Origin of the sequence: Enterococcus sp. 9E7_DIV0242, from assembly GCF_002140975.2 — a bacterium.
GTDB classification, from domain to species: domain Bacteria; phylum Bacillota; class Bacilli; order Lactobacillales; family Enterococcaceae; genus Enterococcus_L; species Enterococcus_L clewellii.
This window is the reverse complement of record NZ_CP147247.1, coordinates 225,556-251,817: the sequence shown is the minus strand read 5'-3', so window position 1 is coordinate 251,817 and position 26,262 is coordinate 225,556. Positions and strand designations below refer to the sequence as shown.

27 protein-coding genes are annotated in these 26,262 nt (G+C 40.5%); 1 reads left to right on the top strand and 26 read right to left on the bottom strand.

The features are described 5' to 3' along the window. Positions 1 to 32 precede the first annotated feature (32 nt). From A5888_RS01230 to A5888_RS01215, 4 genes are all read right to left on the bottom strand, one after another. Positions 33 to 878 (bottom strand): hypothetical protein, encoded by an 846-nt coding sequence (locus A5888_RS01230; protein WP_086347467.1) that lies wholly within the window; start codon positions 876 to 878, stop codon positions 33 to 35. Between the two features lies 1 nt (position 879). Further along, the gene (locus tag A5888_RS01225; RefSeq protein WP_086347466.1) at positions 880 to 1,206 is read right to left on the bottom strand and encodes a PadR family transcriptional regulator; all 327 of its coding nucleotides are present in this window, start codon (positions 1,204 to 1,206) and stop codon (positions 880 to 882) included. Positions 1,207 to 1,394: 188 nt separating this feature from the next. Then, the gene (locus tag A5888_RS01220; RefSeq protein WP_086347465.1) at positions 1,395 to 2,288 is read right to left on the bottom strand and encodes a phosphate ABC transporter substrate-binding protein PstS family protein; all 894 of its coding nucleotides are present in this window, start codon (positions 2,286 to 2,288) and stop codon (positions 1,395 to 1,397) included. Positions 2,289 to 2,554: 266 nt separating this feature from the next. Then, positions 2,555 to 3,724 (bottom strand): pyridoxal phosphate-dependent aminotransferase, encoded by a 1,170-nt coding sequence (locus A5888_RS01215; protein WP_086347464.1) that lies wholly within the window; start codon positions 3,722 to 3,724, stop codon positions 2,555 to 2,557. Between the two features lie 290 nt (positions 3,725 to 4,014). On the opposite strand from A5888_RS01215, the gene hisC reads away from it, so the two are divergent. Continuing rightward, positions 4,015 to 5,061, top strand: a complete 1,047-nt coding sequence (hisC, locus tag A5888_RS01210; protein ID WP_086347463.1) for a histidinol-phosphate transaminase — start codon at positions 4,015 to 4,017, stop codon at positions 5,059 to 5,061. A gap of 169 nt (positions 5,062 to 5,230) precedes the next feature. On the opposite strand, the gene A5888_RS01205 is transcribed toward hisC, so the two are convergent. The 22 genes from A5888_RS01205 to A5888_RS01100 form a co-directional block, all read right to left on the bottom strand. Beyond that, positions 5,231 to 6,826 (bottom strand): Mbeg1-like protein, encoded by a 1,596-nt coding sequence (locus A5888_RS01205; protein WP_086347462.1) that lies wholly within the window; start codon positions 6,824 to 6,826, stop codon positions 5,231 to 5,233. Then, positions 6,796 to 7,500, bottom strand: a complete 705-nt coding sequence (locus A5888_RS01200; protein ID WP_086347461.1) for a hypothetical protein — start codon at positions 7,498 to 7,500, stop codon at positions 6,796 to 6,798. The genes A5888_RS01205 and A5888_RS01200 overlap by 31 nt, the downstream gene beginning before the upstream one ends. Before the next feature lie 122 nt (positions 7,501 to 7,622). Further along, the gene (locus A5888_RS01195) at positions 7,623 to 7,919 is read right to left on the bottom strand and encodes a hypothetical protein (RefSeq protein WP_086347460.1); all 297 of its coding nucleotides are present in this window, start codon (positions 7,917 to 7,919) and stop codon (positions 7,623 to 7,625) included. Positions 7,920 to 7,934: 15 nt separating this feature from the next. After that, complete coding sequence (locus A5888_RS01190; protein ID WP_086347459.1) at positions 7,935 to 8,219, bottom strand: hypothetical protein; 285 nt, start codon at positions 8,217 to 8,219, stop codon at positions 7,935 to 7,937. Continuing rightward, the gene (locus A5888_RS01185; RefSeq protein ID WP_086347458.1) at positions 8,212 to 8,637 is read right to left on the bottom strand and encodes a hypothetical protein; all 426 of its coding nucleotides are present in this window, start codon (positions 8,635 to 8,637) and stop codon (positions 8,212 to 8,214) included. Before A5888_RS01185 ends, A5888_RS01190 begins: the two co-directional genes overlap by 8 nt. A 20-nt stretch (positions 8,638 to 8,657) precedes the next feature. Then, on the bottom strand, positions 8,658 to 8,945 hold the full coding sequence (locus A5888_RS01180; RefSeq protein WP_086347457.1) for a WXG100 family type VII secretion target: 288 nt from the start codon (positions 8,943 to 8,945) through the stop codon (positions 8,658 to 8,660). Between the two features lie 258 nt (positions 8,946 to 9,203). Further along, positions 9,204 to 10,106: a LysR family transcriptional regulator gene (locus A5888_RS01175; protein WP_086347456.1), complete on the bottom strand. Its 903-nt coding sequence runs from the start codon at positions 10,104 to 10,106 to the stop codon at positions 9,204 to 9,206. A 12-nt stretch (positions 10,107 to 10,118) separates the two neighbouring features. Further along, complete coding sequence (locus A5888_RS01170) at positions 10,119 to 10,829, bottom strand: carbonic anhydrase family protein (protein WP_086347455.1); 711 nt, start codon at positions 10,827 to 10,829, stop codon at positions 10,119 to 10,121. 268 nt (positions 10,830 to 11,097) lie between these two features. Continuing rightward, positions 11,098 to 11,730 (bottom strand): orotate phosphoribosyltransferase, encoded by a 633-nt coding sequence (gene pyrE, locus A5888_RS01165; protein ID WP_086347454.1) that lies wholly within the window; start codon positions 11,728 to 11,730, stop codon positions 11,098 to 11,100. Then, a complete protein-coding gene (gene pyrF / locus A5888_RS01160) occupies positions 11,731 to 12,447 on the bottom strand; it encodes an orotidine-5'-phosphate decarboxylase (RefSeq protein WP_086347453.1) in 717 nt (238 codons plus the stop codon). It lies immediately after the preceding gene. Beyond that, complete coding sequence (locus A5888_RS01155) at positions 12,444 to 13,373, bottom strand: dihydroorotate dehydrogenase (protein WP_086348321.1); 930 nt, start codon at positions 13,371 to 13,373, stop codon at positions 12,444 to 12,446. Before A5888_RS01155 ends, pyrF begins: the two co-directional genes overlap by 4 nt. Beyond that, positions 13,373 to 14,155: a dihydroorotate dehydrogenase electron transfer subunit gene (locus A5888_RS01150; protein ID WP_086347452.1), complete on the bottom strand. Its 783-nt coding sequence runs from the start codon at positions 14,153 to 14,155 to the stop codon at positions 13,373 to 13,375. The genes A5888_RS01155 and A5888_RS01150 overlap by 1 nt, the downstream gene beginning before the upstream one ends. 224 nt (positions 14,156 to 14,379) lie before the next feature. Then, positions 14,380 to 17,568, bottom strand: coding sequence for a carbamoyl-phosphate synthase large subunit (gene carB, locus A5888_RS01145; RefSeq protein ID WP_086347451.1), 3,189 nt, complete (start codon positions 17,566 to 17,568; stop codon positions 14,380 to 14,382). Beyond that, the gene (locus A5888_RS01140) at positions 17,561 to 18,646 is read right to left on the bottom strand and encodes a carbamoyl phosphate synthase small subunit (protein WP_086347450.1); all 1,086 of its coding nucleotides are present in this window, start codon (positions 18,644 to 18,646) and stop codon (positions 17,561 to 17,563) included. The genes carB and A5888_RS01140 overlap by 8 nt, the downstream gene beginning before the upstream one ends. Positions 18,647 to 18,648: 2 nt before the next feature. Beyond that, the gene (locus A5888_RS01135; RefSeq protein ID WP_086347449.1) at positions 18,649 to 19,932 is read right to left on the bottom strand and encodes a dihydroorotase; all 1,284 of its coding nucleotides are present in this window, start codon (positions 19,930 to 19,932) and stop codon (positions 18,649 to 18,651) included. Between the two features lie 10 nt (positions 19,933 to 19,942). After that, positions 19,943 to 20,869, bottom strand: a complete 927-nt coding sequence (locus A5888_RS01130) for an aspartate carbamoyltransferase catalytic subunit (RefSeq protein WP_086347448.1) — start codon at positions 20,867 to 20,869, stop codon at positions 19,943 to 19,945. A 115-nt stretch (positions 20,870 to 20,984) separates the two neighbouring features. Further along, positions 20,985 to 22,298, bottom strand: a complete 1,314-nt coding sequence (gene uraA, locus A5888_RS01125; protein WP_086347447.1) for a uracil permease — start codon at positions 22,296 to 22,298, stop codon at positions 20,985 to 20,987. Between the two features lie 36 nt (positions 22,299 to 22,334). Then, entirely contained in the window at positions 22,335 to 22,877 is a 543-nt protein-coding gene (gene pyrR, locus A5888_RS01120) for a bifunctional pyr operon transcriptional regulator/uracil phosphoribosyltransferase PyrR (protein WP_086347446.1), read from the bottom strand. A 270-nt stretch (positions 22,878 to 23,147) separates the two neighbouring features. Continuing rightward, entirely contained in the window at positions 23,148 to 24,050 is a 903-nt protein-coding gene (locus A5888_RS01115) for an RluA family pseudouridine synthase (RefSeq protein WP_086347445.1), read from the bottom strand. Positions 24,051 to 24,095: 45 nt separating this feature from the next. Further along, on the bottom strand, positions 24,096 to 24,563 hold the full coding sequence (lspA, locus tag A5888_RS01110; RefSeq protein ID WP_086347444.1) for a signal peptidase II: 468 nt from the start codon (positions 24,561 to 24,563) through the stop codon (positions 24,096 to 24,098). Positions 24,564 to 24,663: 100 nt separating this feature from the next. Continuing rightward, positions 24,664 to 25,362, bottom strand: coding sequence for a CBS domain-containing protein (locus A5888_RS01105; protein WP_086347443.1), 699 nt, complete (start codon positions 25,360 to 25,362; stop codon positions 24,664 to 24,666). Continuing rightward, positions 25,352 to 25,744 carry a hypothetical protein gene (locus tag A5888_RS01100; RefSeq protein ID WP_086347442.1) on the bottom strand — a complete coding sequence of 131 codons (393 nt, stop codon included), beginning with the start codon at positions 25,742 to 25,744 and terminating at the stop codon, positions 25,352 to 25,354. The genes A5888_RS01105 and A5888_RS01100 overlap by 11 nt, the downstream gene beginning before the upstream one ends. Between the last annotated feature and the right edge of the window lie 518 nt (positions 25,745 to 26,262).

Sequence of the window (26,262 nt, the reverse complement as noted above, 5' to 3'; positions counted from 1 at the left end):
ATTTCTTATAAGGATATTCTTCTCAGTTAAGCTTAGCTACGTGCTTCTTTTACTTTTCTGGTAGTCCAAATGATATAAGCTGTATAAGCAATTAGTAGTACTCCTAAATTGATCCAAAGACCATTTTTCCCAGAAAGTATCGGTGCAAAGAAGGGTATGCGATAAGCAAGTCCAAAAATTCCCAACACCACTACAATAATGATCGTTGGGTAAAAATCGCGCCATCGCATGGTAATAATTGCACCTGCATAAACAACCACCAATACGCCAATCATTAATAAATCATAGGGTGCTGGAATTGTCACTACCCATAGCTCTGGTGTGTAGAGATGAATCAAAACAAATCCACCAATAACACCGAACATAGCAAGCCAAAGAAGAATGAATTTTCCTATCTTGTTCCTATTGAAAAACTGCTCTTTGCTATAAATTGAATAATGTAAGACTTTAAATACACCAACTAGAACAATCATGACAAATACCGCCGAAAAGAAATAGCTCAATACGTTCAGCTTAATAGGCCCACTTCCCGAAACATCACTCATAATTTTAAACAACCAAAAAATCCCGATAACTAAGCTACTGATTTTAACTCTCTCCTTCAAACTTGTTTTCTTGAAGTTTCGAATCATTTCATCTGCTGCCCCTTTTGCATCCATTCCAAAATAGTCTTCCGCACGCTCGTCATTCTGCTGAGCTTCCAATAGATCACTGCCTAACTCATAAACCTGCTGATTGATCTCCTCTTCATCAAAAAAAAGACCCGCTGTTATCAGATATGTACGTAAGTCATCAAAATATTTTTTGTTGTTATCAGTCAATTTTTCTTCAATCAAATTGGCTGCTTCCCGATAAGAATCTGCTTGTGTTTTTTTCATCTCATTCACACTCCTCATGTAAAATATCGTCCACCTTTTCTACCAAGCCATACCACTGAACTGTAAAATCCACGAGGTATTGTCTCCCCTCATTTGTTAAGGAAAAATATTTGCGATCCGGTCCTTCTTTAGATGGTTTCAGCCTACTCTTGATCAACCCTTGCTTTTCAAGCTTTTGAAGTAAGGGATAAACTGTCCCACCAACAATCGTTGGAAACCCATTTTCTTTTAAATACTGGACCAGCTCATAGCCATAAATCTCTTTTTTTCCTATGACCTTCAGCACACAGCCATCTAAAACACCCTTTAATAATTGCGTTTCTTTCAAAAAGCGACCTCCTCTAGTATGTAATACAAACTACCTTGATACAACTATAGCATATCACTACTAGTTTGTAAAACATACTAGTGAATTTTTTTATTTATTCATCTACTTTACAAAAAAATAAACGTTGTACCGGAAAAATTCCCAGCACAACGTCCAACTATTTTAAATTTAGGATTTCATTTTTTGATTTAGTTATTCGTTACCGCACCATCTACGCTTCGTTCGATTTTCATATCTGTAATTGGTACATAACCAAGCTCTATTACAATGCTTTTCTGCACATCATCACTGACCATGTAATCTAAAAATTTCTTAACGTCCGCATCAGGATCGCCGTTTGTATACATATGCTCGTAAGACCAAATCGGCCAAGAATTATCAGCAACATTTTCTTCTGTTGGTTTCACACCGTCCAAGCTTAATGCAACAGTGCTGTCATCCATATAAGAGAAGGCTAGATAGCTTATTGCTCCTGGTGTTTGAGAAACAATTTGGCGAACCGTTCCGGAAGAGTCCTGTTCCTGTGATTTTACAGAAGCCGCTCCGTCTAATCCCCATTTTTCGAAGGTTGCTCTCGTTCCACTTCCTTCTGGACGGTTAATAACTTCAATAGTTTGATCTTTCCCACCGACATCTTTCCAATTCGTGATTTTCCCAGTAAAAATATCGATCAAGTCAGATTTGGTAATTTCTTTTACCCCAACATCCTTGTTGACAACTGGGCCCATGCCAACGACAGCAACTTTATGATCAACCAATTTTTCTGCATCGATCCCTGATTTTTCTTCTGCAAAAACATCTGAGTTACCAATAGTAACTGCACCATCCGCAACCTGAGAAAGTCCTGTTCCACTTCCTCCGCCTTGGACAGAAATCGAATAATTTGGCTCATCAGTGATAAACTGATCCTTCGCTGCATCCACTAAAGGTTGTAGCGCTGTTGAGCCTACCGCGACTATTTTCACTTGTTCATTTGTTTTTTTATCAGAGCTTCCACTACTTGCAGAATTCGTGCTACTTCCACAACCTGTTAAGAGCACTCCTACTGTAATTACCAATGTCGTCAAAAGCTTTTTCTTCATTTCAACACTTCCTTCATAATTAGTTACAAGCATAGTTTATCAACCTAGTGTTAAGGCCAATCCAAAATCTTGTAAATAATCGGTAAAGAAGTGTAAAAATTAAGTATAGGATTCTCAAGTAATCGAATGGTTTTGACTATGTGCATTTTTATTATTTTTGCATAACCATTTTTCAGAAGCTCTTATTGTTCACCGAGCAAACAGCTACTTCAACACTCTTTGCTTCATCTATCTTTTTTTTATCTTTCTACTGAAAGAATGATTTCTCAGGCTTCTGCTTTCATGAAAACTGTCAATCGTTTCATCGCTTCTTCCAAACGACTCATATCTGCCGCATAACTAATACGAACATACCCTTCTGCTTCCGGACCAAAGGCGATACCAGGAATAATCGCCAAAGCTTGTTTATTGGCAAGTGCTAAACAAAACTTCATAGAGTCCTGCTCAAATCCAATCGGGATCTTCGCGAAAATATAAAAAGCGCCATTTGGACGTGCAATCTCAAACCCTAGCTCTGACATCTGCTCGTAAACAAAATCACGGCGTTTTCTATACTCTTCTCTCATGATCACACCATCGTTGATTCCCTCAACAAGCGCACGAACAGCTGCTTTTTGAGAAATCGTCGAAGCAGCAGTCACAAGATACTGGTGTACCTTAATGATTTCACTTGTTAATTGCTTGTCTCCAAAAATGAACCCGATTCTCCAACCGGTCATAGCATGGGATTTCGACAAACCATTGATTACAATTGTTTGCTCTGGAATAAATTCAGCAATAGAAACATGTGTATCTTCATAGCTCAGTTCACTATAAATTTCGTCACTAATAACAAAAACCGGATAGTTCTTCAATACGTCAGCAATAGCTTGAACCTCTTCACGATTGTACGTCACACCAGTCGGATTACTTGGATAATTCAGAATAACAGCCTTAACGGCAGCTCCATGTTCAGCCATAGCTTTTTCAATCATTTCAGGGGTTAAAACGAACCCATTTTCAGTCGTATCAATATAAACGGGTATTGCCCCGGCTAAGGTGATGACCGGTTCATATCCTGGATAAATTGGTGCTGGCATCAGAACTTTATCGCCTGCCTCCAGCATTGCTAATAGGCTAGCTGAAATTGCTTCTGTCGCACCAATCGTTACTAAAACCTCGGACAATGGATCATAAGTCAGTCCATATTTTTCTTTCATGAAATAGGCCGCTGCTTCTCTGACATCTGTCAAACCAGCCATTCCAGAATAATGAGAGAAGTTCTCTTTAATTGCTACTTGTCCAGCTTCCTTTACATGCTCCGGTGTATTAAAATCCGGTTCTCCTAGAGTCAGTTTTAAAATATCGGGGATCGTTGTCACTTGCTCGTCGAATCTACGAATCATGGACACCGCAATTTTGTACACTTGTTTGTTAAATCGGCTTGTTAATTCCATTCATACTCCTCCTCAAGTTATTGATATACGTATCAACAATTAACTCATCAGTTGTACGCGTTGCAATCAAATAATACAATACTAAAATGGCAAGATTAATGCTACTATCATCATTTTTAATGTTTTTACTTGGTCATTATCGTACCATATTCTCTTTTAAAATGAAAATCCTATTTAAAATCAAAACAATTTACTCTTTGTTTTCTCATTTTAATCTTGCATTTTATGGTTGTTTTCTCTACTATAAAAGAAGAATGTCACGTATATATAAAAGAGAGGGTTTGAGTTGTATGAAAGGTATTAGAAAAATTGCTCCTTATGTTCCCGGTGTTCAGCCGAATTCACACAACATGATAAAAATCAACACGAATGAGAATCCATATCCGCCTTCTCCAAAAGTTGCAGAAGCACTGAAATCATTTGATAGCAACCAGTTGAAACGCTACAGCTCATTAGATAATTTATCTCTAAAAATGGCCTTAGCTGAAAAGTATGGCGTCTCTCCAGAGCAGTTAATGATTGGTAATGGATCTGATGAAGTACTAGCTTTTAGCTTTCTTGCATTTTTTAACAGCGAAGACCCCATACTTTTTCCAGATATTACTTATGGGTTTTATAAGGTCTGGGCGGATCTTTTTCACATTCCATTTAAGGAACTTCCTTTAAATGAGGCTTTTGAAATCGATCTTCAGGATTATGAACAATTGAATGGTGGACTTGTGATTGCTAATCCAAATGCACCGACCGGTCTCTTCAAAACTGTCGAAGAGATACGTCTATTTCTGAAAAAACAGACAGATGTTATCGTAATTATTGATGAAGCATATGTAGAATTTGCAGAAGACTCCGTGCTCTCTCTATTGGATGACCACCCCAATTTGATTATCGTTCGTACCCTATCTAAATCTCAGTCATTGGCTGGACTGCGCATAGGTTACGCGATTGGAGCTCCGGAATATATTGCTATACTTGAAAGCATAAAATCTTCTTTCAACCCATATTCTGTGGACACCTTAGCAGAAGCATTGGCGGCAGCAGCCGTAAAAGACCACACTTACTACAAAAAAATTACGGATGAAATCTGCGAAACCAGAGATTGGTTCAGCCAACAGCTGCAGACTTTAGGCTTTGAGTCGCTACCTTCTCAAACGAATTTTGTTCTTTCTACACATTATAAATTGGATATGGAACAGCTTTACCAATTTTTAGCTTCCAAAAATATCTTTGTCCGCTACTTCTCAAAACCGGAACGCTTAAACAAGTATCTTCGTATCTCTATAGGAACAAAAAAAGAGATGAAAAAAGTTCTTGAGGCAATCACAAATTATTTAAATTAGTCTAACAGCAGCTAAAACTTGCGCTGTCCGAAGCAACAGGTCCCTTTCGTTTATGCATGACTTGTTCCGGGCACTCAATATAGGCTGCTTTTTTCTGATTCTAACAACCCTCATAGAACCCAAAGCTGTAATAAGAATTTTGTTTTCCACTAATTTTTTCAAATATAGTCTATCTAAAACCTTCAGCGATTTCTGTTAAACGCTGAAACAGCTCTTCTGCCTCTTCCTTTCTTTGCATTATCTTTGATGCAAAGATGGATTCAGCATTATAAACATCATCAAAAATACGGTGAATCTCAGATGCACTTGTCCCTTGCAGATCAATCACTTTTCGATAATAGCCCATCAAATCCGAGCTATTTTTCGGAAAGTCAATGCCACCTAGCAAATACTTGTCTACTCGATAAAAAACATCCCATTTCGTGACATCCCACCAAGGTTCATCCTCAACTTCTTCAACCAGAGCAAGAAGCTGGTCTTTGGTTGCTTGAGTAAAATCACGGATTGTATCTGTATATCCTTCGCTAGGAACTGCTTCATAGCCAACACCTAGCATCACACCGATACTATTTCCTAGAATACTATTACCAAAGAGAGAATTGACGAGCCGAAAAATATCCTGACCATTCATTCCTCTCTGCTTTTGTAAATAACCCTTTGTCAAAGCCGACAGCCGCTCAATAAAACCTTTCGGCATCTCAGAGTAGTCATCACCATAGGCTAGGCTACCAGATTGCATAGCCGACATCAATGTATAACAAAGATAGCGCCAATCTTCTTTTCTCATGTATTTCACATAGTGAGCAAACAAGTTTTGAACCTCAGACATCAATTCACTTTGTTCAACTTCTGCATTCAAGGAAAGCATCCCATGTTTCCCAACAGTGAACATCGAATAAGGAGAATGCCAAGCACCAACTTTATGTGTGAGCATACTTGAACCATACATTTTAAGAAGTGTGAGTAGAATCCTGCCATTATCTGTACCGCTTGCTACCATTTTCTGAAGCTTTTCAGCCTCCTTTTTACTCAGAGAAAATGAGCTGCCATCACTGACTCCCCAGCTAGTCGAAGAATCAATATACCTTCTGTTACCTGCAATTGGGAATAGTAGAATATTTACAAAATCCAATTCATTGCTGATAGATGTAATTTTCCCACTATTCTTTTCAATCAATTCTTTGTATTTCAACAGGAAGGCTTGATTGAAGCCTTGACCATCAAAAGAATAGGTATGTTCAACCTGCTCTCCTCTAAGAACACCAATGTATTGTGCTTTGTTTCCACCTTTAGAATGGCCGCTGACATAGATTTTTCCATTCCCATGTGCTGCAGTCGTTTTATCAAAATATTCTAAAGCCAATTGCTGCTGTTTGGTATCTGCAATATTGTAATACCCACCTTCACCATTATCTCGCCATTCCATATCTCCAGCGGTTCCTTTGTATACAAGAATCAAATCTTCTCCATAAGAAATGGTTGCTTGGGTAATTCTCTGAGAGCCGCTTTCGTTCGCGTATTGAGAATTCTCCACGTCATTAATTAACATATTTTCATAGATTGTCGGATTATTTTTGATCGTTTGAAGAATCGTTGCAAATTCAGCTTTAGAAATTTCTGCTGGCTTTTTTGTATTGTCAATGCTGTTAACATCAAATTGATTGGCCCATGAATAAACTGTTTGTCCCTGTCCGTTTTCAGCAAAGCTGTCTGTGTAGATAATTGAGTTTAAAATCAGTAATTCTTCTTCTGTTGGTTGAGCCATTCATCCCTCTCCTTGTACTCATACTCAAAATCTATTTGTCCCCAAGAGGCATGACGCATCAATAGTCTATTTTTCGTTGGAAAACTACTTGATCCCAGATTTTGTCCCACCCTCGCCTCGATATCTGCTCGATAACTTGCCTCCAGATAGCAGGAAATTGAGAGAAAACCTATCTTTATCGTTTGTTCTAGTTCATCTTTCACCTCTTCAAAAATAGTATTCAAGCTTTTTTCAGTGAACCCCTCCTGTACCAATACATGGATAGAAATGGTAATGTTATTCTTTTTATTCGCATAGCGTAAAAATTCCTCAAATGATATGTCAGAATCAAATGAGCTGGGATAGGCATAGTTGTAATTGAGAGTAATAGTGTTTTCTTCAAAATGCTTCTTGATTATCAGCTTGATAAACTCGAGATAACGAGGCTTCATCAACAAGCCCACATACCCGTCTTCATAGCTAGCACCATCATCATAACGATAAACAGCAAAGGTTTCTTCGCTGTCGTTCTCTACAGGATAAGCCAGCATATTTTCATACCCAGGCTGCGCCCATGATTTATACTCTATCGACTGACACACAAAGTCTTCTCCATACTTTTGTTGAAGATGCGCCAACATCTCTTGCTTTACTTCTTCTCTGGTAGCTTGAGCTTGTATCTCCTCTTGGTTCATCCTTCTACACCCTCCCATTATAAAAAATAACAGTATCACATTACTGATAAATGCTTTTTTCATTCCCACCTTTATTTCCATATTTTTAATAGCGACAACCTTTCCAAACTATTCACTAACTCTTACTTACCATGGCTGTTGATTTTTGACGCACTAGTTGAATCAACCTCTGTAAATCCCTCAATTATTTCTTCTAAAAACAAGCTTGTCTTTCCAATAATTCCCTCCATTTGGTTGGAGCATTTTACCAATACTGCTAAACATTGGGAAAGCGAGTCAGCAGAGGCCCCTTGACTCTCATTGAAAAGATTTTCTGTGACATACCCACCAGAAGAAACCTCTTTGATTCTATCTATTGATCGATGCATAGCCATTTTTAATCCGTCTAATTCTTCCGTATCAAGCTGTATCTTACTCATGCTATTCTCCTCCACTTAATAAATAAACTGATCCTTTTCATCAATATCTGTGATAAAGTCATGGCTTCCTCCAGTAAGTCCGTTGGCCAACCTGCTTGTCTTCTCAGCAATTGCAGACATTTTCTCAGAAAGATTTCCTAGCTTGGTTGAAATCACAGGGTCTTCTAAGGCATGAATCAGAACAGCCCCTATCACTTTTTGAAACTCTATTTCAGCTTCAACCATGGCGGTTAAATAAGCAAGCAGGGTATTTTCAGCAAAGATGTATTCTGCATCTGAAATTTTCAACTCCTTACTCAACCTTCTTCCCCCTATCCATTTTCATCTGGTAATGTAGCTCTGATAGCTGATTCTCATAAATCACTCTTTGTCTTCTTAATGTGACGATTTCATCCTCCAATCGTTGAACAGCATGAGTAATTTCCTGCTGTTCTTCTTCTTTTCTTTGTGTGTGCAAGCTATTTTCCTTTAGTAAATCACCCATAGACATTTGATAAGAACGCAGAAATTTTACCTGTACATCGTCAACAGCACTCTGTTTTATTCTTTGATTTCTATGCTGAAAATGAGCTTCAATTTCAGCTGTCTTTTTCTGATGTTCCTGCTTAAAAATATGTAAATATTCTATTTCACGTTGCTTTACCCTCAGTTCATCCTCTATTTGGTAAATCTCCTGTTGTTTGGCTTTCATCTGACCTTGATAATATGATTCCTTCATCTCTTTTCCCCCAACAGCTATTAAAAATCTAGTTTTTTTGCGAGAGATTCATCTTTTTCCTTCATAGCTGCCATCGTATGTTTCACTTGTAGCTCCAACTGCTCAATGATGCATTCCGTTTGTTCAAACGCTGGCTGCAGCTCATCAAATTGATTGACATAGGTCTCAGCTGCTCTTCCTGCCCATGAATCCGGCACTGAGTGAATCAACCGATTCAACTCCGCAATGCATTGTTGAAAAACGTCCAATTGAGCGTTCAGCTGCTTTGTCAAGCTTTCTAAGCCTGAGTATTCCAAACGTATTTTCATGTCATCCCCTCCCACCTATAAATGAACTCCTTTTCAGCCATACGTACAGGAAAGAGTTTTTCATCTTCCTGTGTCTGATTTACGTGTTCTAAATTAAAGATACGCAACAAATCAAGATCGTCATTTCACTAGAATGAATTTTGATAAAAAAACATTTTCCTTCCTCTTAAATACAAAAAAGCCAGTGCACATTCTACTAGAAGGCAATGACTTTATAAAAAATATTGTTTGGTTCTATTCCTCTTGAATCCTCACACTTTAAGAAAAAGCAGCGAGTGTTTTTTTTAGCTGATCTATGAAGTAAGCAAGGATAGTACTTTTTTGCTGATTTTTCTGATAAAGAATACAGATTTTATTTTCTTCCTGCCCTATCAAAGGAATCAGCTTTATTTCCTTTTTAGTAAATCCTGTGATTATCCCTGAGCCAGTGGCATAAGCTTGTGTCCCTGTCAAAATATTCATCAATGTCCCACGATCGCTGACTTGGATTACTGCTTGTTGGTTCGATTCAGTTAAGAGATCCTCTGAGAAATAATTGAACTCACTACCTTCTTGGATAAACCGGATTTGAGGATAATCCAGCAGCTGTTCGACACTCAATTCCTTTTCATCTGCTAACGGGTGATGTTTCCCAACAAATACATGTGTGGTAAATCCACCAATCACTTCATACGTCAGATTTGTCCCAGATAAATGCCGCTTTATTCCTGATCGATTTTGACTGTTTAAATAAAGAATACCGATATCGCTATTGTAGCTCTTCACATCTTCAATAACCTTTAATGTCGTGGTCTCAAACAGACGAAAATCCGTATATTGTTCTTCAAATTTCCGAATAGTGGCTGCCATGATCTCACCCAAGAAATCATAATGCTGAGAAGAAATGGAGAAACGCTCTTCCTTTTGATGATGTTGAAAGCGGTTCTCTAACAATGATAGCTGTGTCAATATTTTTTCAGCATGTGACAAAAATACAATCCCCTCTTCGGTCAACGTTGCCCCTTTATTTGTTCGGATAAACAGCGTTACACCTAAGTCTTCCTCCAACTCCTTGATACCATTTGAAAGACTTGGTTGTGTGACAAACAGACGCTTAGCAGCTTCTCGGAAACCACCACTATCAGCTACTGCCACAACATATTTCATTTTCTTGATATTCATATCTTCTCTCCATTACTCAACAAAATAAATCTTTCTCTGATTCTTCGCCTGCAAAGGTCTGTTATTGTATTCTAACATTCCTGCTTTCAACAAACGAACAAGTGCCCAATCCATTTTTTGCGTCTCTTGAAAAACAAACCAAGGGATCGGTCCTTTTGTCGGTGGCGTAGTCAACGAACCCGTATAGTGAAAATGCGCCCGTTGCTCCGGTAAAAATAGCGAAGGATCGAACGAAAACTCATGTGTTCGTTGACTAACCTCGATCCGTTTCTTCAATTGAGAAAATTTATTCTCCTCTTCAACAAGATCAAACAGGCATCCGACAACCAAGTTTTGTCCTGCTTCATTCATATGAACTAAGTGAAATTCTATCGGATACTGAATCTCTTCCAATAGATGCTCGCTTGGTGTATGGAAATGAATATCTGTCAACCGATACTCCGTCCCTTGAAAAACCAGAAAGCTCTGTGTATTTGGTGGAACAAAATGAATCGTATTCTTAAATTCTTTTTCTGAAAACAGCTCTTCTTCATAATGAAAAGCAATACTCTCATCCACTGTTTTTTGACCACAAATAGACGTATACGCAAGAGAAATCGGTGATTGATCTGGAAAGGCCGCTCCTTGAGCAAACCAGTCACATAAGGTATGCCAATGCTCTGGGCCTCGATCGCCGGAATAACTCCATTCTACATCCATATTTCTTATATTTCTCTTTTTCATACGCCCCTCCATTGCTTCTTTGAGTGCACTATTTTATTTTGATACTGTATCTTATTTCAAGATATCCGTCAAATTATGTGGATGATAGAATCCACCAAATCAATTAAATAGCATTAACAAACCCTCATATTAAGATAATCTTCCTTGATTGAACTCTCCCGCTTTCAATCAAGGCTTATAGCAAAAAGAAGAACAATTTTCATTTCGATGATCGTCCCTCTTTTTTGCTATATAATTCGAAAGAATTTCTTTTGTTTTCAGAAAAAAACTACTTGTTCCATGCCTCTGGATTCTGTTTCCATTCCTTCAACAAGTCCAAATCTTTTTCTTCAATATATTGAGACTCCAATGCTGCTTCTAATAGCGTTGAGTAATTCGTCAATGTCAATAACTCAATTCCTTGAGTAGCGAAATTTTCTTTACCTTTTGGCAGCTCATACGTAAAGATTGCAGCTACGCCCAATACATCCGCACCTTCACGCTTCGCTGCTTCCGCAGCTTCCAGTACACTTCCACCGGTAGAAATCAGGTCTTCGATAATAACCATTTTCTGACCTTCTGAAATCCGTCCTTCGATTTGGTTGCCTTTTCCATGTTCTTTAGCCTTGCTGCGGATATAAACCATTGGCAAATCCAAAATATCTGCTACCCAAGCAGCATGTGGAATACCAGCCGTTGCTGTACCGGCAATCACTTCAACCTCAGGATAATTTTCTCTGATCTGATCAGCTAGTCCCTGCGCGATTTCTTTACGAATCATTGGATAACTCATCGTGATTCGGTTATCACAATAAATTGGGCTTTTGATCCCGCTTGCCCACGTAAATGGATCATTTGGACTTAAAAAAACAGCTTCAATCTTTAATAAATCTTTGGCAATATTTTTTGCTAATTCAGTCATTTATTTTTCCCCATTCCATTCTTTTTTGATTGCACTATACGCTTGATAAGGGTCTTCTGCCTGTGTAATAGGCCGTCCTACTACAATATATGTTGAACCGATTGCTGCTGCTTGGGCAGGTGTCATCACGCGCTTTTGATCGCCGACTGCACTGCCTGCAGGTCTAATTCCAGGTGTCAGACAAACGAAGTCCGCAGACGTTTTCTTCTTGATGGCTTCAACCTCTAGTGCAGAACAAACAACACCGTCAAGTCCTGCTGTTTCAGCACATTTAGCATAGTGCTGTACGCTTTCTTCTAAGGAGACCTTGATCAACTGTTCTTGCTGCATCTCGGCTTCGCTTGTTGAGGTCAATTGGGTTACAGCAATCAGCACAGGTGTCGGATTCCCTGTTGGTTTCCCAGCCTCTAATCCTCGTTTAGCCGCCGCCATCATTTGAATTCCTCCAGCCGCATGAACATTGGTCATATCAACACCTAGCTTAGCCAGGCCTTTCATCGCATGTTCGACTGTATTAGGAATATCGTGCAGCTTCAAATCTAAGAAAACAGAATGTCCAGCTGCCTTCAAGCTCTTGACAATCTCGGGGCCTTCCTGATAAAACAGCTCCATACCAACTTTTACATACAACGCTTCCGTTGCTGGAAATTTCGTTAGAAAGTCTGTGACTTCCTCTTTTGAAGAAAAATCTAATGCAATAATTGGACGATTACTCATGAATGCCGCGCCTCCTTCACTTCTTTTCTCAGTTGCTCAAGTGAATCGATACCCAATTCCGCCATTCGCAATGGCAAGGCTTCAATCAACTTCGGGCAAATATATGGATCTGTAAAGTTTGCGGTTCCAACACCGATTGCACTGGCTCCTGCCATAAACATCTCCAGTACATCATCCACGGTTTGAACGCCGCCCATCCCGATAATTGGTAAATCCGAAACTTGTGCTACCTGATGTATCAATCGAATCGCTACTGGTTTGATTGCCGGTCCGGATAACCCACCTGTACCATTTGCAAGAATCGGCTTTCTAGTTTTGAGATCGATACGCATTCCTAACAGCGTGTTGATCATGCTGAACCCATCTGCACCACCCGCTTCAATGGCTTGAGCAATCGGAACAATATCCGTCACATTGGGCGAAAGCTTCACATAGACAGGAACCTTCGCTACCTTTTTCACAGCTTGTGTCAATTGAAAAGCAACCTCTGGATCTGTACCAAAAGCAATTCCCCCATGTTTCACATTCGGACAGGAAATATTCAATTCGATAGCTTTTACATTGGGTGCCTCTCCGATTTTTGCGCAGACTTCCACGTAATCTTCTTCACAAGCACCGGCAACATTCGCGATGATCGGCAGATCGTATTTTTCAAGAGCGGGTAGTTTCTGTGTCATCACTGCCTCTAGTCCGGGGTTTTGTAACCCAATAGCATTTAACATCCCACTAGGTGTTTCTGCTACTCGTGGTGTCGGATTGCCAAAGCGAGCCTCCGCAGTCGTTGCTTTGATCATGATCGATCCAAGCTTTCCGATGTCATAATATTTTGCGTATTCCTCCCCAAAGCCAAAGCAACCACTGGCAGGAATAATCGGATTTTTCAACTCTAATCCCGGAATACGGATAGCTAATGGATTGTTCTCCATCATAATACAACCTCCTTCGCTCTGAAAATTGGTCCTTCGTCACAAACCTTCACACTTTGCGTGCCTGTTTCATCGTCAGCTACGTGACAAACACACGCATAACAGGCACCCATACCACACGCCATACGTTGTTCTAATGACAGAAAAACATTCGGATTCTCTTCAAACAGCTGCGCTACCGTTTTCAGCATCCCATTTGCTCCGCAAGCAAACACTGCCGCGGGCGTCTCATCTTTCATCGCTTCCATCAGCAAGTTCCCGACATTGCCTTGAATTCCAAAAGAACCATCATCTGTCGCAAATCGGGTATCCCCTAATGCAATAAATTCTTCTTGGAAATAAGCGACCTCCTTCGAAGCATATCCCAGAAAATGAATGACTTCGATGCCCTTTTGACGAAGCTGTTTGGATAATTCATACATAGGCGGAATCCCGATTCCCCCACCAACGACAAACACCTTTTGACCAGAATTCAAAAAAGAAAGGTCATAGCCATTGCCCAGCGGTCCCATAACATCCAGCTGTTCTCCCGCAGTCATTTTAGAAAAGTGCAGGGTTCCATCGCCTTCTGTTCTGTATATGATCGAACAGGTTTTGTCTTCCTTATTGATTTGGTTGATGCTGATTGGTCGTCTTAAAAGAAAATCTTCTCTTGGAACCTTGATATGTAAAAACTGTCCTGGAATCCCCATTTCGTCTACCAGTTCTCCAGTCAAGGTCAGTCGAAAAATTCTCGGTGCCAACTGCTCTTGTTCAACGATTGTCATCATTTCCTGTTTCATGTCCGACTCCTTCTCTATAAATCCAGTTAAATAGTTCATTACACAAGACGTGCCTTTTCCCCGTATTTAGTAGGGAAAGGAAGTAACCGCTCTTCTCATTATTTAACATAGGTTTATATGCGTTGTATTTTATTTCCTAAATATACGATAATTGTCGTCTCTGCTTCTTTAGGAAAAAGCAGAGGACGACATTTCTGATAAATTATCTTAAACTGTGTAAACGGCTATATCGCCTCTGTTGAAAAGGCTCTTGATTCCAATACTTTCAAAATAGCATTCGCGGTATCCAGCGAAGTAAATAATGGAACGCCATGCTCAACGGATTCTCTTCTGATAATAAAGCCATCTTCATTCACGGACGAACGATTCTTATCCATCGTATTGACCACGACCTGTGTCTGGCCGCTGCGAATCAAGTCAACAACCGTTTCTTTTCCTACTTCCTGTTCTTCGATTTTCAAGACTGTCTTGACGCGAAGACCGGCTTCTGCAAAGAACTTCGCTGTTCCTGAGGTAGCTACCAGACTGTATCCGATACTATTAAAACGTTTTGCTAAATCTAGGGCTTCTTCTTTGGTTTCGTCAGCGATTGTAAAGAGTACTGCGCCATAACTTGGTAAATGCAGGCCAGAAGCTTCAAACGCCTTATAAAGAGCTTTCTCCAAACTATAGTCTGAGCCCATAACTTCACCTGTCGATTTCATTTCAGGGCCAAGATAAGTGTCCACTTTTTGTAATTTTGTGAAAGAGAAAACGGGTGCTTTGATATGAACTTGCTGACTTTCTGGATAGAGGCCATCTTCATAACCTAAATCCGTCAGCTTTTCACCAAGAATTGCTTTTGTTGCTACCTGAGCCATTGGGATTCCTGTGATTTTACTTAAAAACGGCACGGTACGGCTGGCTCTTGGATTGACCTCAATGACATAGACTGTCTCATCATGGATGACAAACTGAATATTCATCATGCCAATACAGTTTAACCCATGTGCCAATTTTTTTGTATAGTCCGCAATAGTTTCTTTGATTGCATCAGAAAGTGTTTGTGGCGGATAAACAGCCATTGAATCTCCGGAATGGACACCCGCGCGTTCAATATGCTCCATGATTCCAGGAATCAGTACTGTTTCCCCATCACAGATAGCATCCACTTCACATTCGCGTCCTAATAAATAGCTATCTACTAAAACCGGATGTTCCGGCGAAGCTTTCACTGCATTACGCATGTAATCTTCAAGATCCTTCTGATTTTCTACGATTTCCATTGCTCGACCACCCAACACATAGCTAGGGCGAACCAATACCGGATAACCGATGCGATCTGCAATCGCTACTGCTTCACTTTCGCTGACTGCTGTGTCGCCAGGAGGTTGCGGAATATTCAACTCATTCATTGCCTGTTCAAATAAATCTCTGTTTTCTGCTCGATCCAAATCTTCGATCGTCGTTCCTAGGATTTTTACGCCATTTTTCGTTAAAGGTTCTGCTAGGTTGATCGCTGTTTGACCACCGAACTGAACGATAACCCCAGTTGGTTGCTCTAAGTCAATGACATTCATGACATCTTCCAAGGTCAGCGGCTCAAAATACAGCTTGTCAGAAATTGAGAAATCCGTTGACACTGTTTCAGGATTACTGTTCATAATAATTGCTTCATAGCCCGCTGCTTGAATAGCCTTCACAGAATGAACCGTTGCGTAGTCAAATTCTACCCCTTGACCAATACGAATCGGTCCTGATCCTAAAACTAATACTGACGGTTTTTCTGAGCGAACACTCTCATTTTCAAATTCGTAGGTACTATAAAAATAAGGTGTTTGTGATTCAAATTCCGCCGCACAAGTATCAACCATTTTATAAACGGGTACAATGCCATGCGCTTTACGAATTTGAACAATCGCTTCAGGTGTTGTTTGCCACAGCTCGGCAATCTTGCGATCCGTAAAGCCATTTTGCTTCGCATCCTTTAAAACATCTAAATCATCAATATTTGCAGCAAGTTCCGTTTCTAATTCTACGATGTGCAACAACTTATCAAGGAAGAACAAATCGATTTTCGTCAAAAGCGCTAATTCTTCAATCGTATAGCCTCTTCTCAAAGCTTCTGAGAGATAGAACAAGCGATCATCTTGGGCTTTGACCACTTTTTCAGTCAAAGCATCATCGGAAACTTCTTTTAACTCCTTCAACTCATTGTGGTGAGTTCCAATTTCCAGTGAGCGAACAGCTTTAAGTAAAGATTCCTCAATGTTTCTGCCGATTGCCATAACTTCTCCGGTTGCTTTCATCTGCGTTCCAAGCAAACGATCGCCCTTTTCAAACTTGTCAAACGGCCAACGTGGAATTTTCGCTACAACATAATCCAACGCCGGTTCAAACTCTGCATAGGTTGTTCCTGTTACCGGATTCTTCATTTCATCCAATGTCAGACCAACAGCAATCTTCGCTGCCAATTTGGCAATCGGATAGCCTGTCGCCTTACTTGCCAAAGCAGAGGAACGAGAAACCCGAGGATTTACTTCAATCACGTAATAATTGAAGCTATGAGGATCTAGTGCAAGTTGAACGTTACAGCCACCTTCGATCTTCAACGCTCGAATAATTTTCAAGGAAGCATCTCTCAGCATTTGATATTCATAATCTGACAAGGTCTGACTTGGCGCAAATACAATCGAATCTCCTGTATGAATGCCGACCGGATCAAAGTTTTCCATGTTACAAACAACGATAGCATTATCTGCTGAGTCACGCATCACTTCGTATTCAATTTCCTTGAACCCAGCAATACTTTTCTCGATCAAACATTGCGTAGCTGGAGAAAGCTTCAACCCATTTTCAGCAACGATCCTCAGCTCTTCTTCATTGTCACACATTCCGCCACCAGTCCCACCAAGCGTAAATGCGGGACGAACAATGATCGGATAACCAATCGTATCAGCAAACGCCACCGCTTCTTCGACAGTGTGTACAATATCACTCTCAGGAATCGGTTGACCTAATTCCTCCATCAGCTGTTTGAATAGGTCACGGTCTTCCGCTTGATCGATCGCACTTAATTTCGTTCCTAGCAGTTCAACCTCCAGTTCATCTAGGATGCCGGAAGCCGCAAGCTCCATTGCCATGTTCAAGCCTGTTTGACCACCAAGGGTTGGTAGTAACGCGTCGGGACGCTCTTTACGAAGAATTCTTGATACAAACTCAAGTGTGATCGGTTCAATATAAACTTTATCGGCGATTTCCTTATCTGTCATGATCGTTGCAGGATTCGAATTGACCAAAACGACCTCGTAGCCTTCTTCTCTTAGGGCGAGACATGCCTGCGTGCCCGCATAATCAAATTCTGCGGCCTGACCAATAATGATTGGACCAGAACCAATAACCATGATCTTCTTTATATCTGTACGTTTAGGCATTTCTCTGCTCCTTCCATGCATCCATTAATTCCATAAATTCGTCAAACAGGTGCAGTCCATCATGAGGACCAGGTGCAGCATCTGGATGGTATTGAACAGTAAACGCCGGGAATTCTCTATGTCTGACTCCCTCAACAGTTCCATCATTGATTTCAATATGAGTGACCATCAGCTTCTCAGGATCAATGGTGTTTTCATCAACTGCATACCCATGGTTTTGTGAGGTGAAATCAATACGCCCTGTTGCAATTTCTTTTACCGGATGATTTAATCCGCGGTGACCAAATTTCATCTTATACGTGTCTGCGCCATTTGCTAATGAAAACAACTGGTGCCCCAAGCATATACCGAAAATGGGGACTTTCCCTTGAATCTGCTGGATCATTTCGATTGCACCAGGTACATCTTTTGGATCGCCTGGTCCATTCGTCAACATCACCCCATCTGGATGAAGATCAAGAATCGTCTGTGCATCCGTATTGTATGGTAAAACAGTCAGGTTGCATTCTCTTTTGGAAAGCTCACGTAAAATACTGTGTTTCAACCCAAAATCAACAACCACGACATTTCTGCCGATCCCCGGACTAGGGTAAGGCTTTGTTGTAGAAACCTGAGCCACTTGATTGTGCGGCAACACGGTCGCTTTCAATTGATCAAAGAGATGGTTTAGTTCATCCCCTTTATCAACAAGCATTCCCTTCATTGTTCCTGCCGAACGAAGTTTTTTCGTCAGTGCACGTGTATCGATCCCGGCAATCCCAGGAATACCTTTACGCTTTAGAAATTCATCTAAAGTAAGCTGATTCCTCCAATTAGAAGCCAGACGTGCAAACTCTTTAACTACTACTCCTTTACAGGTTGGAGCAATAGATTCATAATCATCACGGTTGATTCCGTAGTTCCCTACCATTGGGTACGTAAAGGTGATGATCTGACCGTTGAAGCTTTGGTCAGTGATTGTTTCCTGATAGCCAGTCATACTTGTTGTAAATACGACTTCGCCTACTACATTTGCATCCGCTCCGAAGGCCTTTCCTTCAAAGACAGTTCCATCTTCTAAAATAAGTAATCGTTTCAACGTTACACTTCCTCCTTAGCCCATACCAGCTTTCCGTTCACAAACGTCAGCATGGTATTTCCTTTGACCTTCCAGCCAACGAATGGGGTATTAACAGCTTTTGATTCAAAATCCTGTTCATCGATTGCTTCTTCTAATGCTAAATCAAAAACCGCAATGTCAGCAGCTGCGCCGATTTTCAATGTACCAGCATCTAATCCGAAAATGGCTGCCGGTTTTACTGCCATCCAATCAACGACTTGCTCTAGTGTAAATTTGCCTGTTTCTACAAAATGCGTGTAAATCAATTGGAAGGCCGTTTCACTGCCCACGATTCCAAATGGTGCTTTCAAGAATGTTTGATTTTTTTCTTCCAAGCCATGTGGGGCATGGTCTGTCGCAATACAGTCGATTGTTCCATCGAGTAACCCGTCGATCAACGCCTGTCTATCTGCTTTTCCTCTTAACGGAGGATTCATCTTCCAAAACCCGTTATCTTCCGGAATATCTTCATCGATCAGCAACAAGTGATGAGGAGAAACCTCAGCAGTCACATGAATACCGGCACGTTTCGCATCACGGATCACACGAACACTTTCTTCTGTCGACACATGGCAGACATGATAATGTGCACCTGTCTCTTTTGCTAAAGTAATATCTCTGGCAATCTGTGACGCCTCTGTTGCACTGAGAATCCCAGGAAGCCCTAGCTTTTTAGAAATTTCGCCTTCGTGCATCACACCACCAAATAATAACGATTCATCTTCGGTGTGTGCTACCAACGCCATGTTGTTTGCCGCAGCTTCCCTCATTGCCAGATACATCGTACCAGCTGTCTGAACGCCTACACCGTCATTCGTAAAAGCAAATGCACCAGCTTGTTTCAAGGCTTTTTGATCCGTTAAACGTTCACTGCGCAGCTCTTCTGTGATGGGCGCATATTGCAGCACCTTCACCACCGCATCCTTTTGAATAATAGCGTAAATTTCTTTCAGCTTTTCAGCAGTATCCGGTACCGGATTCAGGTTAGGCATCGCACAAACTGTCGTAAATCCGCCTCTTGCTGCTGCTTTGCTCCCTGTCTCGATTGTTTCTTTATATGTGAAGCCCGGTTCTCTCAAGTGCACATGAACATCTACTAAGCCCGGAGTGATGAGCTGCCCGTTCGCATCGTATACTTTATCAAAACCCGTTTCATCAAAAGCCTTCCCAATAGCAAAGATTTTTCCATCTTCGATCCAAATAGACGCCTCTGTTAACTGATTTCCTTTTTCTACAATTTTCCCGTTTTTTATCAATGTTTTCATACTCTGCCACCTACGCCTTTCCTTCTAGTACTGCTTCCAAAATTGCCATTCTCATGTAGACCCCATTGCTCATTTGCTGAATGATTCTTGATTGGATTCCTTCAACTAATGAATCCGCAAGCTCTACATCTCGATTGATAGGAGCCGGATGCATGATGATTGCTCCCTTTTTCAAACGTTTTGCCCGTTCGACTGTTAGACCATATTGCTGGTGATAGCCCTCTTTAGAAAAGCTCTCTGTCCCGTCGTGACGTTCATGCTGTACACGAAGCAGCATCATCACGTCTACCTTTTCTACAATATCGTCTAACTGCCCATACTCCCCATAGACATCAAACTGTGCATCATACCATTCTTCCGGACCGGAGAAATAGATTTCAGCACCCAACCGCTTCAACATTTGCATGTTGGATTTTGCCACTCTGGAATGAGTCAAATCACCAACTATGGCTACCTTCAAGCCTTCAAAATGACCAAACTCTTCGTAGATCGTCATCAGGTCCAATAAGCATTGTGTAGGATGCTGACCGCTGCCATCACCGCCATTGATTATTGAACATTGAATCGTCTTACTTTGAATCAGTTCATCATAGTAGTTTTCCTCACCATGACGAATGACTGCCACATCTACACCAATAGCAGACATAGTCAAAACAGTGTCATACAATGTTTCACCCTTTTGAACTGAGCTAGTACTGGCCTCAAATTCGATAACCTCAAGACCTAGCTTCTTTTCTGCGACATCAAAGCTCTTATGTGTCCGCGTGCTGTTCTCAAAGAAAAGATTTGTTGCAAAAAATTGTTTCCCCGCCGATTGCCAGACAGCTCCCTTTTTGAACTCCTGCCCTCGTCGAATCAACCCCATCACTTCTTGATCACTTAATGCTTCAACTGTCAACAGATGCTTCAAACTGACACGTTCTGATGTATGAATCATTCGTCATTCCTCCTTGTGTATTTTGTGAATAAAATCCTCATTTTCAACTTGCTTCTAATAAAATAGTTACAATGAAAGTTTCCTGCCTCCATCTTTCATTTTTTCAGTTCGTTACTCAAATATCTACTTCTTGTTGCCCATCTTCACTTCGTGCATGTGCTGGTAAAACTAGATTTAATACAATACCCAATACTGTCGCTAATGCCATACTAGTCAATTCGAAACCACCGATTTTCAGGTAAGCTCCGCCGATACCGATAACCAAAATTGCTGATGTGATCACTAGGTTTCGTTTCTGATCATAATCCACTTTGTTATCAATCAGAATTCTCAACCCGCTGGAAGCAATAACGCCAAACAACAGGAAGCTGATTCCGCCGATGACTGGTGTTGGAATACTCAAGATCACTGCACTGATTTTTCCGATAAATCCTGCCAGAATCGCCAGAACTGCCGCGCCACCAATGACATAGACACTGTGTACCTTTGTGATTGCCAACACACCGATATTTTCTCCGTAACTAGTCGTCGGCGGTCCACCAGTCGCTCCGCCGATAATTGTTGACAATCCGTCAGCCAACAATGTTTTATTCAAGCCAGGAGATTGGAAGAAGTCTCTTTTGGTGATTTTACTCAAAACCATCAGATGGCCCATATGCTCTGTCATCGTAACAAAAGCGATCGGTGCCATACTCGTCAGAGCCGCTAATGAGAAAGTCACGTCATAATCTACGAAAGGAATCTGGAAAGCCGGAAGACTAAACCACGCTGCTTCAGATACTGGTGTCAAATCCACGATCCCAACGATCATCGCAAAGACATACCCTGAAACAATTCCCAATAAAATTGGAATCAAGCTTAGAAAGCCTTTTAGATACATATTGAAGAAGATTGTGATCCCTAGTGTGAATAATGCCACCATAAAATATTTACTATCATAAACAGACTCGCCGCTTGCTAATGTTTTGTACATCGCTTGACTTGATGCTGTCGATGCTAAGCCTAACCCGATGACCATGATGACCGGTCCTACCACTACTGGAGGCAATATTTTGTTGATCCAATCAGACCCTACTCTCGCAATGATGAATGCAACAATCAGATAGACGATTCCTGCGTAGATGATCCCTTGCGCTACTGCCGGATAGCCTTGTGTAGCCATTAGTGCATTGATAGCTGAGATAAAGGCGAAACTGCTTCCGAGATATGCTGGTACAGAGCCTTTTGTTATCAAAATATATAGCAAGGTTCCTACGCCCGAACTGAATAAGGCAATACTTGGCTCCAAGCCTGTCAAAATCGGTACTAATACATTTGCGCCAAACATCGTGAACAAATGCTGTAAGCTTAATCCCATCCACTGTAGCGGTTTTGGTTTGTCATGAATATCCAATACAACATCTGTGTTCCTAAACTTCTTCTCTTCCATTTGTCTCTACTCCAACTCTCTATTCAACGATTGATTTTATTCTGCTTCTTTTTTGATCAAAATACGGTCTTTTCCATCAAGCTCTTCCATCTCTACAATGATCTCTTCTTTGATGGATGTCGGAATGTTCTTCCCTACATAATCCGCTCGGATCGGCAGTTCTCTATGCCCACGATCCACTAAAACAGCCAATGAGATTTTTTTTGGTCTGCCCAAATCGATGACCGCATCCAGTGCAGCTCGAATCGTTCTACCCGTAAACAATACATCGTCTACTAGAATCACTTGTTTCCCTTTCACAGAAAACGGAATGTCAGAAGAATGGAGCTCCGGTTCTTCCAATGTATTGTCAGCCACATCATCTCTGTATAATGTGATATCCAATTCACCCACAGGAACATCGATGTTTTCTAACTGTTTTAGGCGCTCTGCAATACGTGCCGCAATGTAGATCCCTCTCGTTTTGATTCCTACTAGAACAATATCCTGAATTCCTTTATTTCTTTCAATGATTTCATACGTGATACGTGTCAATGCACGTTTCATTGTGACTGCATCTACAACTTCTTTTCCTTGCATGTTTCTTCCTCCTTATATAATTAGCCAATGATTTGACGATTATTACTCCGAATCTCTTACTTATTCCAAAATTTACTCAGAATAACAAAAAAACTCCTGCCCAGAAGGCAGGAGGATAGCTTACAAGTTTACAAAAGTATACTGTAATACATACAGACCAACATCAAGCGCACCTGATTGCATCTGCATGTGTCCTTCTTAGCCTCACGGGACTACTCTTAAAGGAATAATATTCAACTAGGGATAGTTTACCTTTTATTCAATAATAAATCAATGATTATCTTCCAATTGCTCCAAAGTTTTTTTGAAAACCTCCGGAAGCGGTGACTCAAATTCCATATACTCACCTGTTGACGGATGGACAAAGCCTAGTGTCTTCGCATGAAGAAACTGTCCGTTCCCTTCCAAGGTTCTTCTTGGCCCATACAACGGATCACCTGCAACAGGATGTCCAATGTATTTCATGTGAACACGGATTTGATGAGTACGACCAGTTTCAAGCTGTAGCTCGATCAATGTGTAATCCTTGAAACGCTCAATGACTTCAAAATGGGTCACAGCCGGTTTTCCGTTTTCAATGACAGCCTGCATTTTCCGATCAACCTTCGAACGACCAATTGGCGCATTGATCTCGCCTTTATCATGACCAATTTCGCCATGCACTAATGCTAAATATTTTCGAATCGACGTCTTTTCCTTCAGCTGCTCTGCTAAGGATTTATGTGCTTTGTCGTTTTTTGCTATCATCAATAATCCAGAAGTATCCTTATCGATTCGATGAACGATGCCTGGACGAATCACGCCATTGATTGAAGAAAGATCCTTGATATGATACATCAGCGCATTCACTAATGTTCCATTCGAATGACCTGCTGCCGGATGAACGACCATTCCTTGTGGCTTATCAATTACAGCTACATCCTGATCTTCATAAACGATCGTCAAAGGGATATTTTCTGCTTCAATAACTAACTCTTCCGGTTCGGGAATCTTTATCTCGATTTGATCCCCGGATTTGACCTTATAATTCGAACGAACGATTTCACCATTCACGGTAACCTGTTGTTCCTTCAACCATATCTGAACCTGTGACCTTGAATAGCTAAGCTGTTCACTCAACACCTTGTCGATTCGACCCGTTTCCTCTTTTACTGTAAAATTAATTTGATCCATGCTTTGCCATCCTTCTTCTCATACTAACTAGTTTCTTCGTTGTTTTCATGCTTTCGCTTTTTTCTCTTTCCGTTCATCCAGAATCAAATAGATAAATACACAGGCTACACCGATGACTAAAGCCATATCCGCCACATTAAAAATCGGGAAATTAATAAACTCAGTTTTAAACATATCGACCACATAACCTAAACGCAAACGATCAATAAAATTTCCTAATGCGCCGGCTAAAATTAGGCTCAGACCTATCGTAAACCATTTACTATTTTTTATATTTTTTACCAGCATATAAAGAAGTACAGCTACGACGACAACTGTCATAATGTAGAAAAACATCATCTTTCCCTCTAAAATGCTCCATGCTCCGCCAGTGTTTCTAATATACGTAAATGAAAGAAAGCCCGAAATAAACTCTTTGGTTTCTCCCAGTTGGATATTTTCGACAGTCAAATACTTTGTCCATTGGTCAAGTCCAACGATTACTGCACTAATAATCAAATACACTGCTAACAACTACATCATTCCTTTTCACCGTTATTATCTGCTATGACTTGTTTGAAGAGACGCTATCGCCAATAGTAAAAATCATAGCAATCCTATTCTTAGCGCTTATTTAGTCGTGTTCATATAAATCCTTTGGACGGATAATCCCTAACAAATTACCATTTGGATCGCCATCCTTAGTTATCAATACTGCTTCTAAGCGATCTTGGGTTTCAAATAATTCCTCTACCTGATAAATGTTGGTTTCTTTGTCCACGAACTGATAGTTTGCGATTTTATAGTTATCTGCTAAAAGATCACCTGCTGTTTTCCCATCCAGATGAATATCACCGCCACTTTTCACACTTTCAACCGCCATCCAGATACCCAATCCTCTTACCGTGATCAAGCCTTTAAAATGGCCTGCGTGATAAATAGGAAACTGGGAATACTGCTTCTTCGCAACGATTTTCAGAATCTCTTCTAAAGGAATAGCCATCTCAAAACCTGTTACATGCTTCGCAAATTTTGGTAGGACCTTCTCAGGAGCTATCAACTGTTCTTCTATTGTCTGTATGCGATCAAGAGCCCATTGATTTGGCTCAGCAATGACAAAATCCTTAGCGATTCGTTCATGTACAATGGCATTACGAAGCTGTGCCAGCTGTAACAAATCATTTTCTACAGGAGCAACCTGAGACTGTTTCTTCTTTGCCATCCTTCGAGTCATTTCACTGAAACCCATACTGGACGGATTGTTCAATTGTTCCTTCAGCCATTTTTCAATTCGATTAAAGCTGCTCAAAAACTGTTCTGCATTATGCCCCATCATCTATCTCCTTGATTACGTATGCTTTCTTCAACATAAGAAAAAGAAAAATGAAGTAGAGAAGCAAAACGAATAAAATCCCTGCAATCGACACACCCACCAGAGGAATCAGCAGCATTAAAAGAAAAAAGACCAAGTAGTTGGATACTAGCACAGGGTTCATCGTAATTTCCAATTCCTTATCAGATGCATCATTTTTTAAGTAGAGCACCTCGCTCTTCATAAAATAAAACCGAACCTGTACTTCTACTTGATTTTCTGTCACATTCAATGTTTTTTGTGAGTTATTAGCAATCATGAACCAGCGTTCGCCATTTTTCAACACTTCGATTGGTGTTGCCATTCCGTAAAATCCTGTTCTTCGTGTCACGTGAACATTCATCGCTATCCCTCCATTACAGTTCTTAACAAGTATATAATAAAAAACGATGATAGAAAAGAAGAACCGTTTTTATCCATCATTCTACGCGCACTTTTCAGAATAGCTTGCAAAAAAAAAAACTGCCGGTCTATTTTCTACCGCAGTCGTTCGTTTGGTTTCTCGATTCTATAGTACCCAGATCATTTTTAAACACAAAAATAGTCTGACAAGTGTTGTTTTTTCTTCTTCATACACATCTGAATTGAGGTTCTTATGTCCACTCAACCCTTTATTTTAAAACACTTGCCAGACCATATTCAATTAGTAAGGAGTTGCTCAAATTCCCACGTTCCTTTCTTATTTGCCAGCTCGGCTTCCGTCTTCAATGCTTTCGCATCGTTCACTATTCCCCTGTACTATTTCTACAGGATTGGTTAAGGAATTTCTATTACCCCTTACATCTATTTTATACCATATACCAATCCGTTTTGCAAGCGCTTTAACTCGAATAGATGATTTTATCTCTATTTTTATGAAAT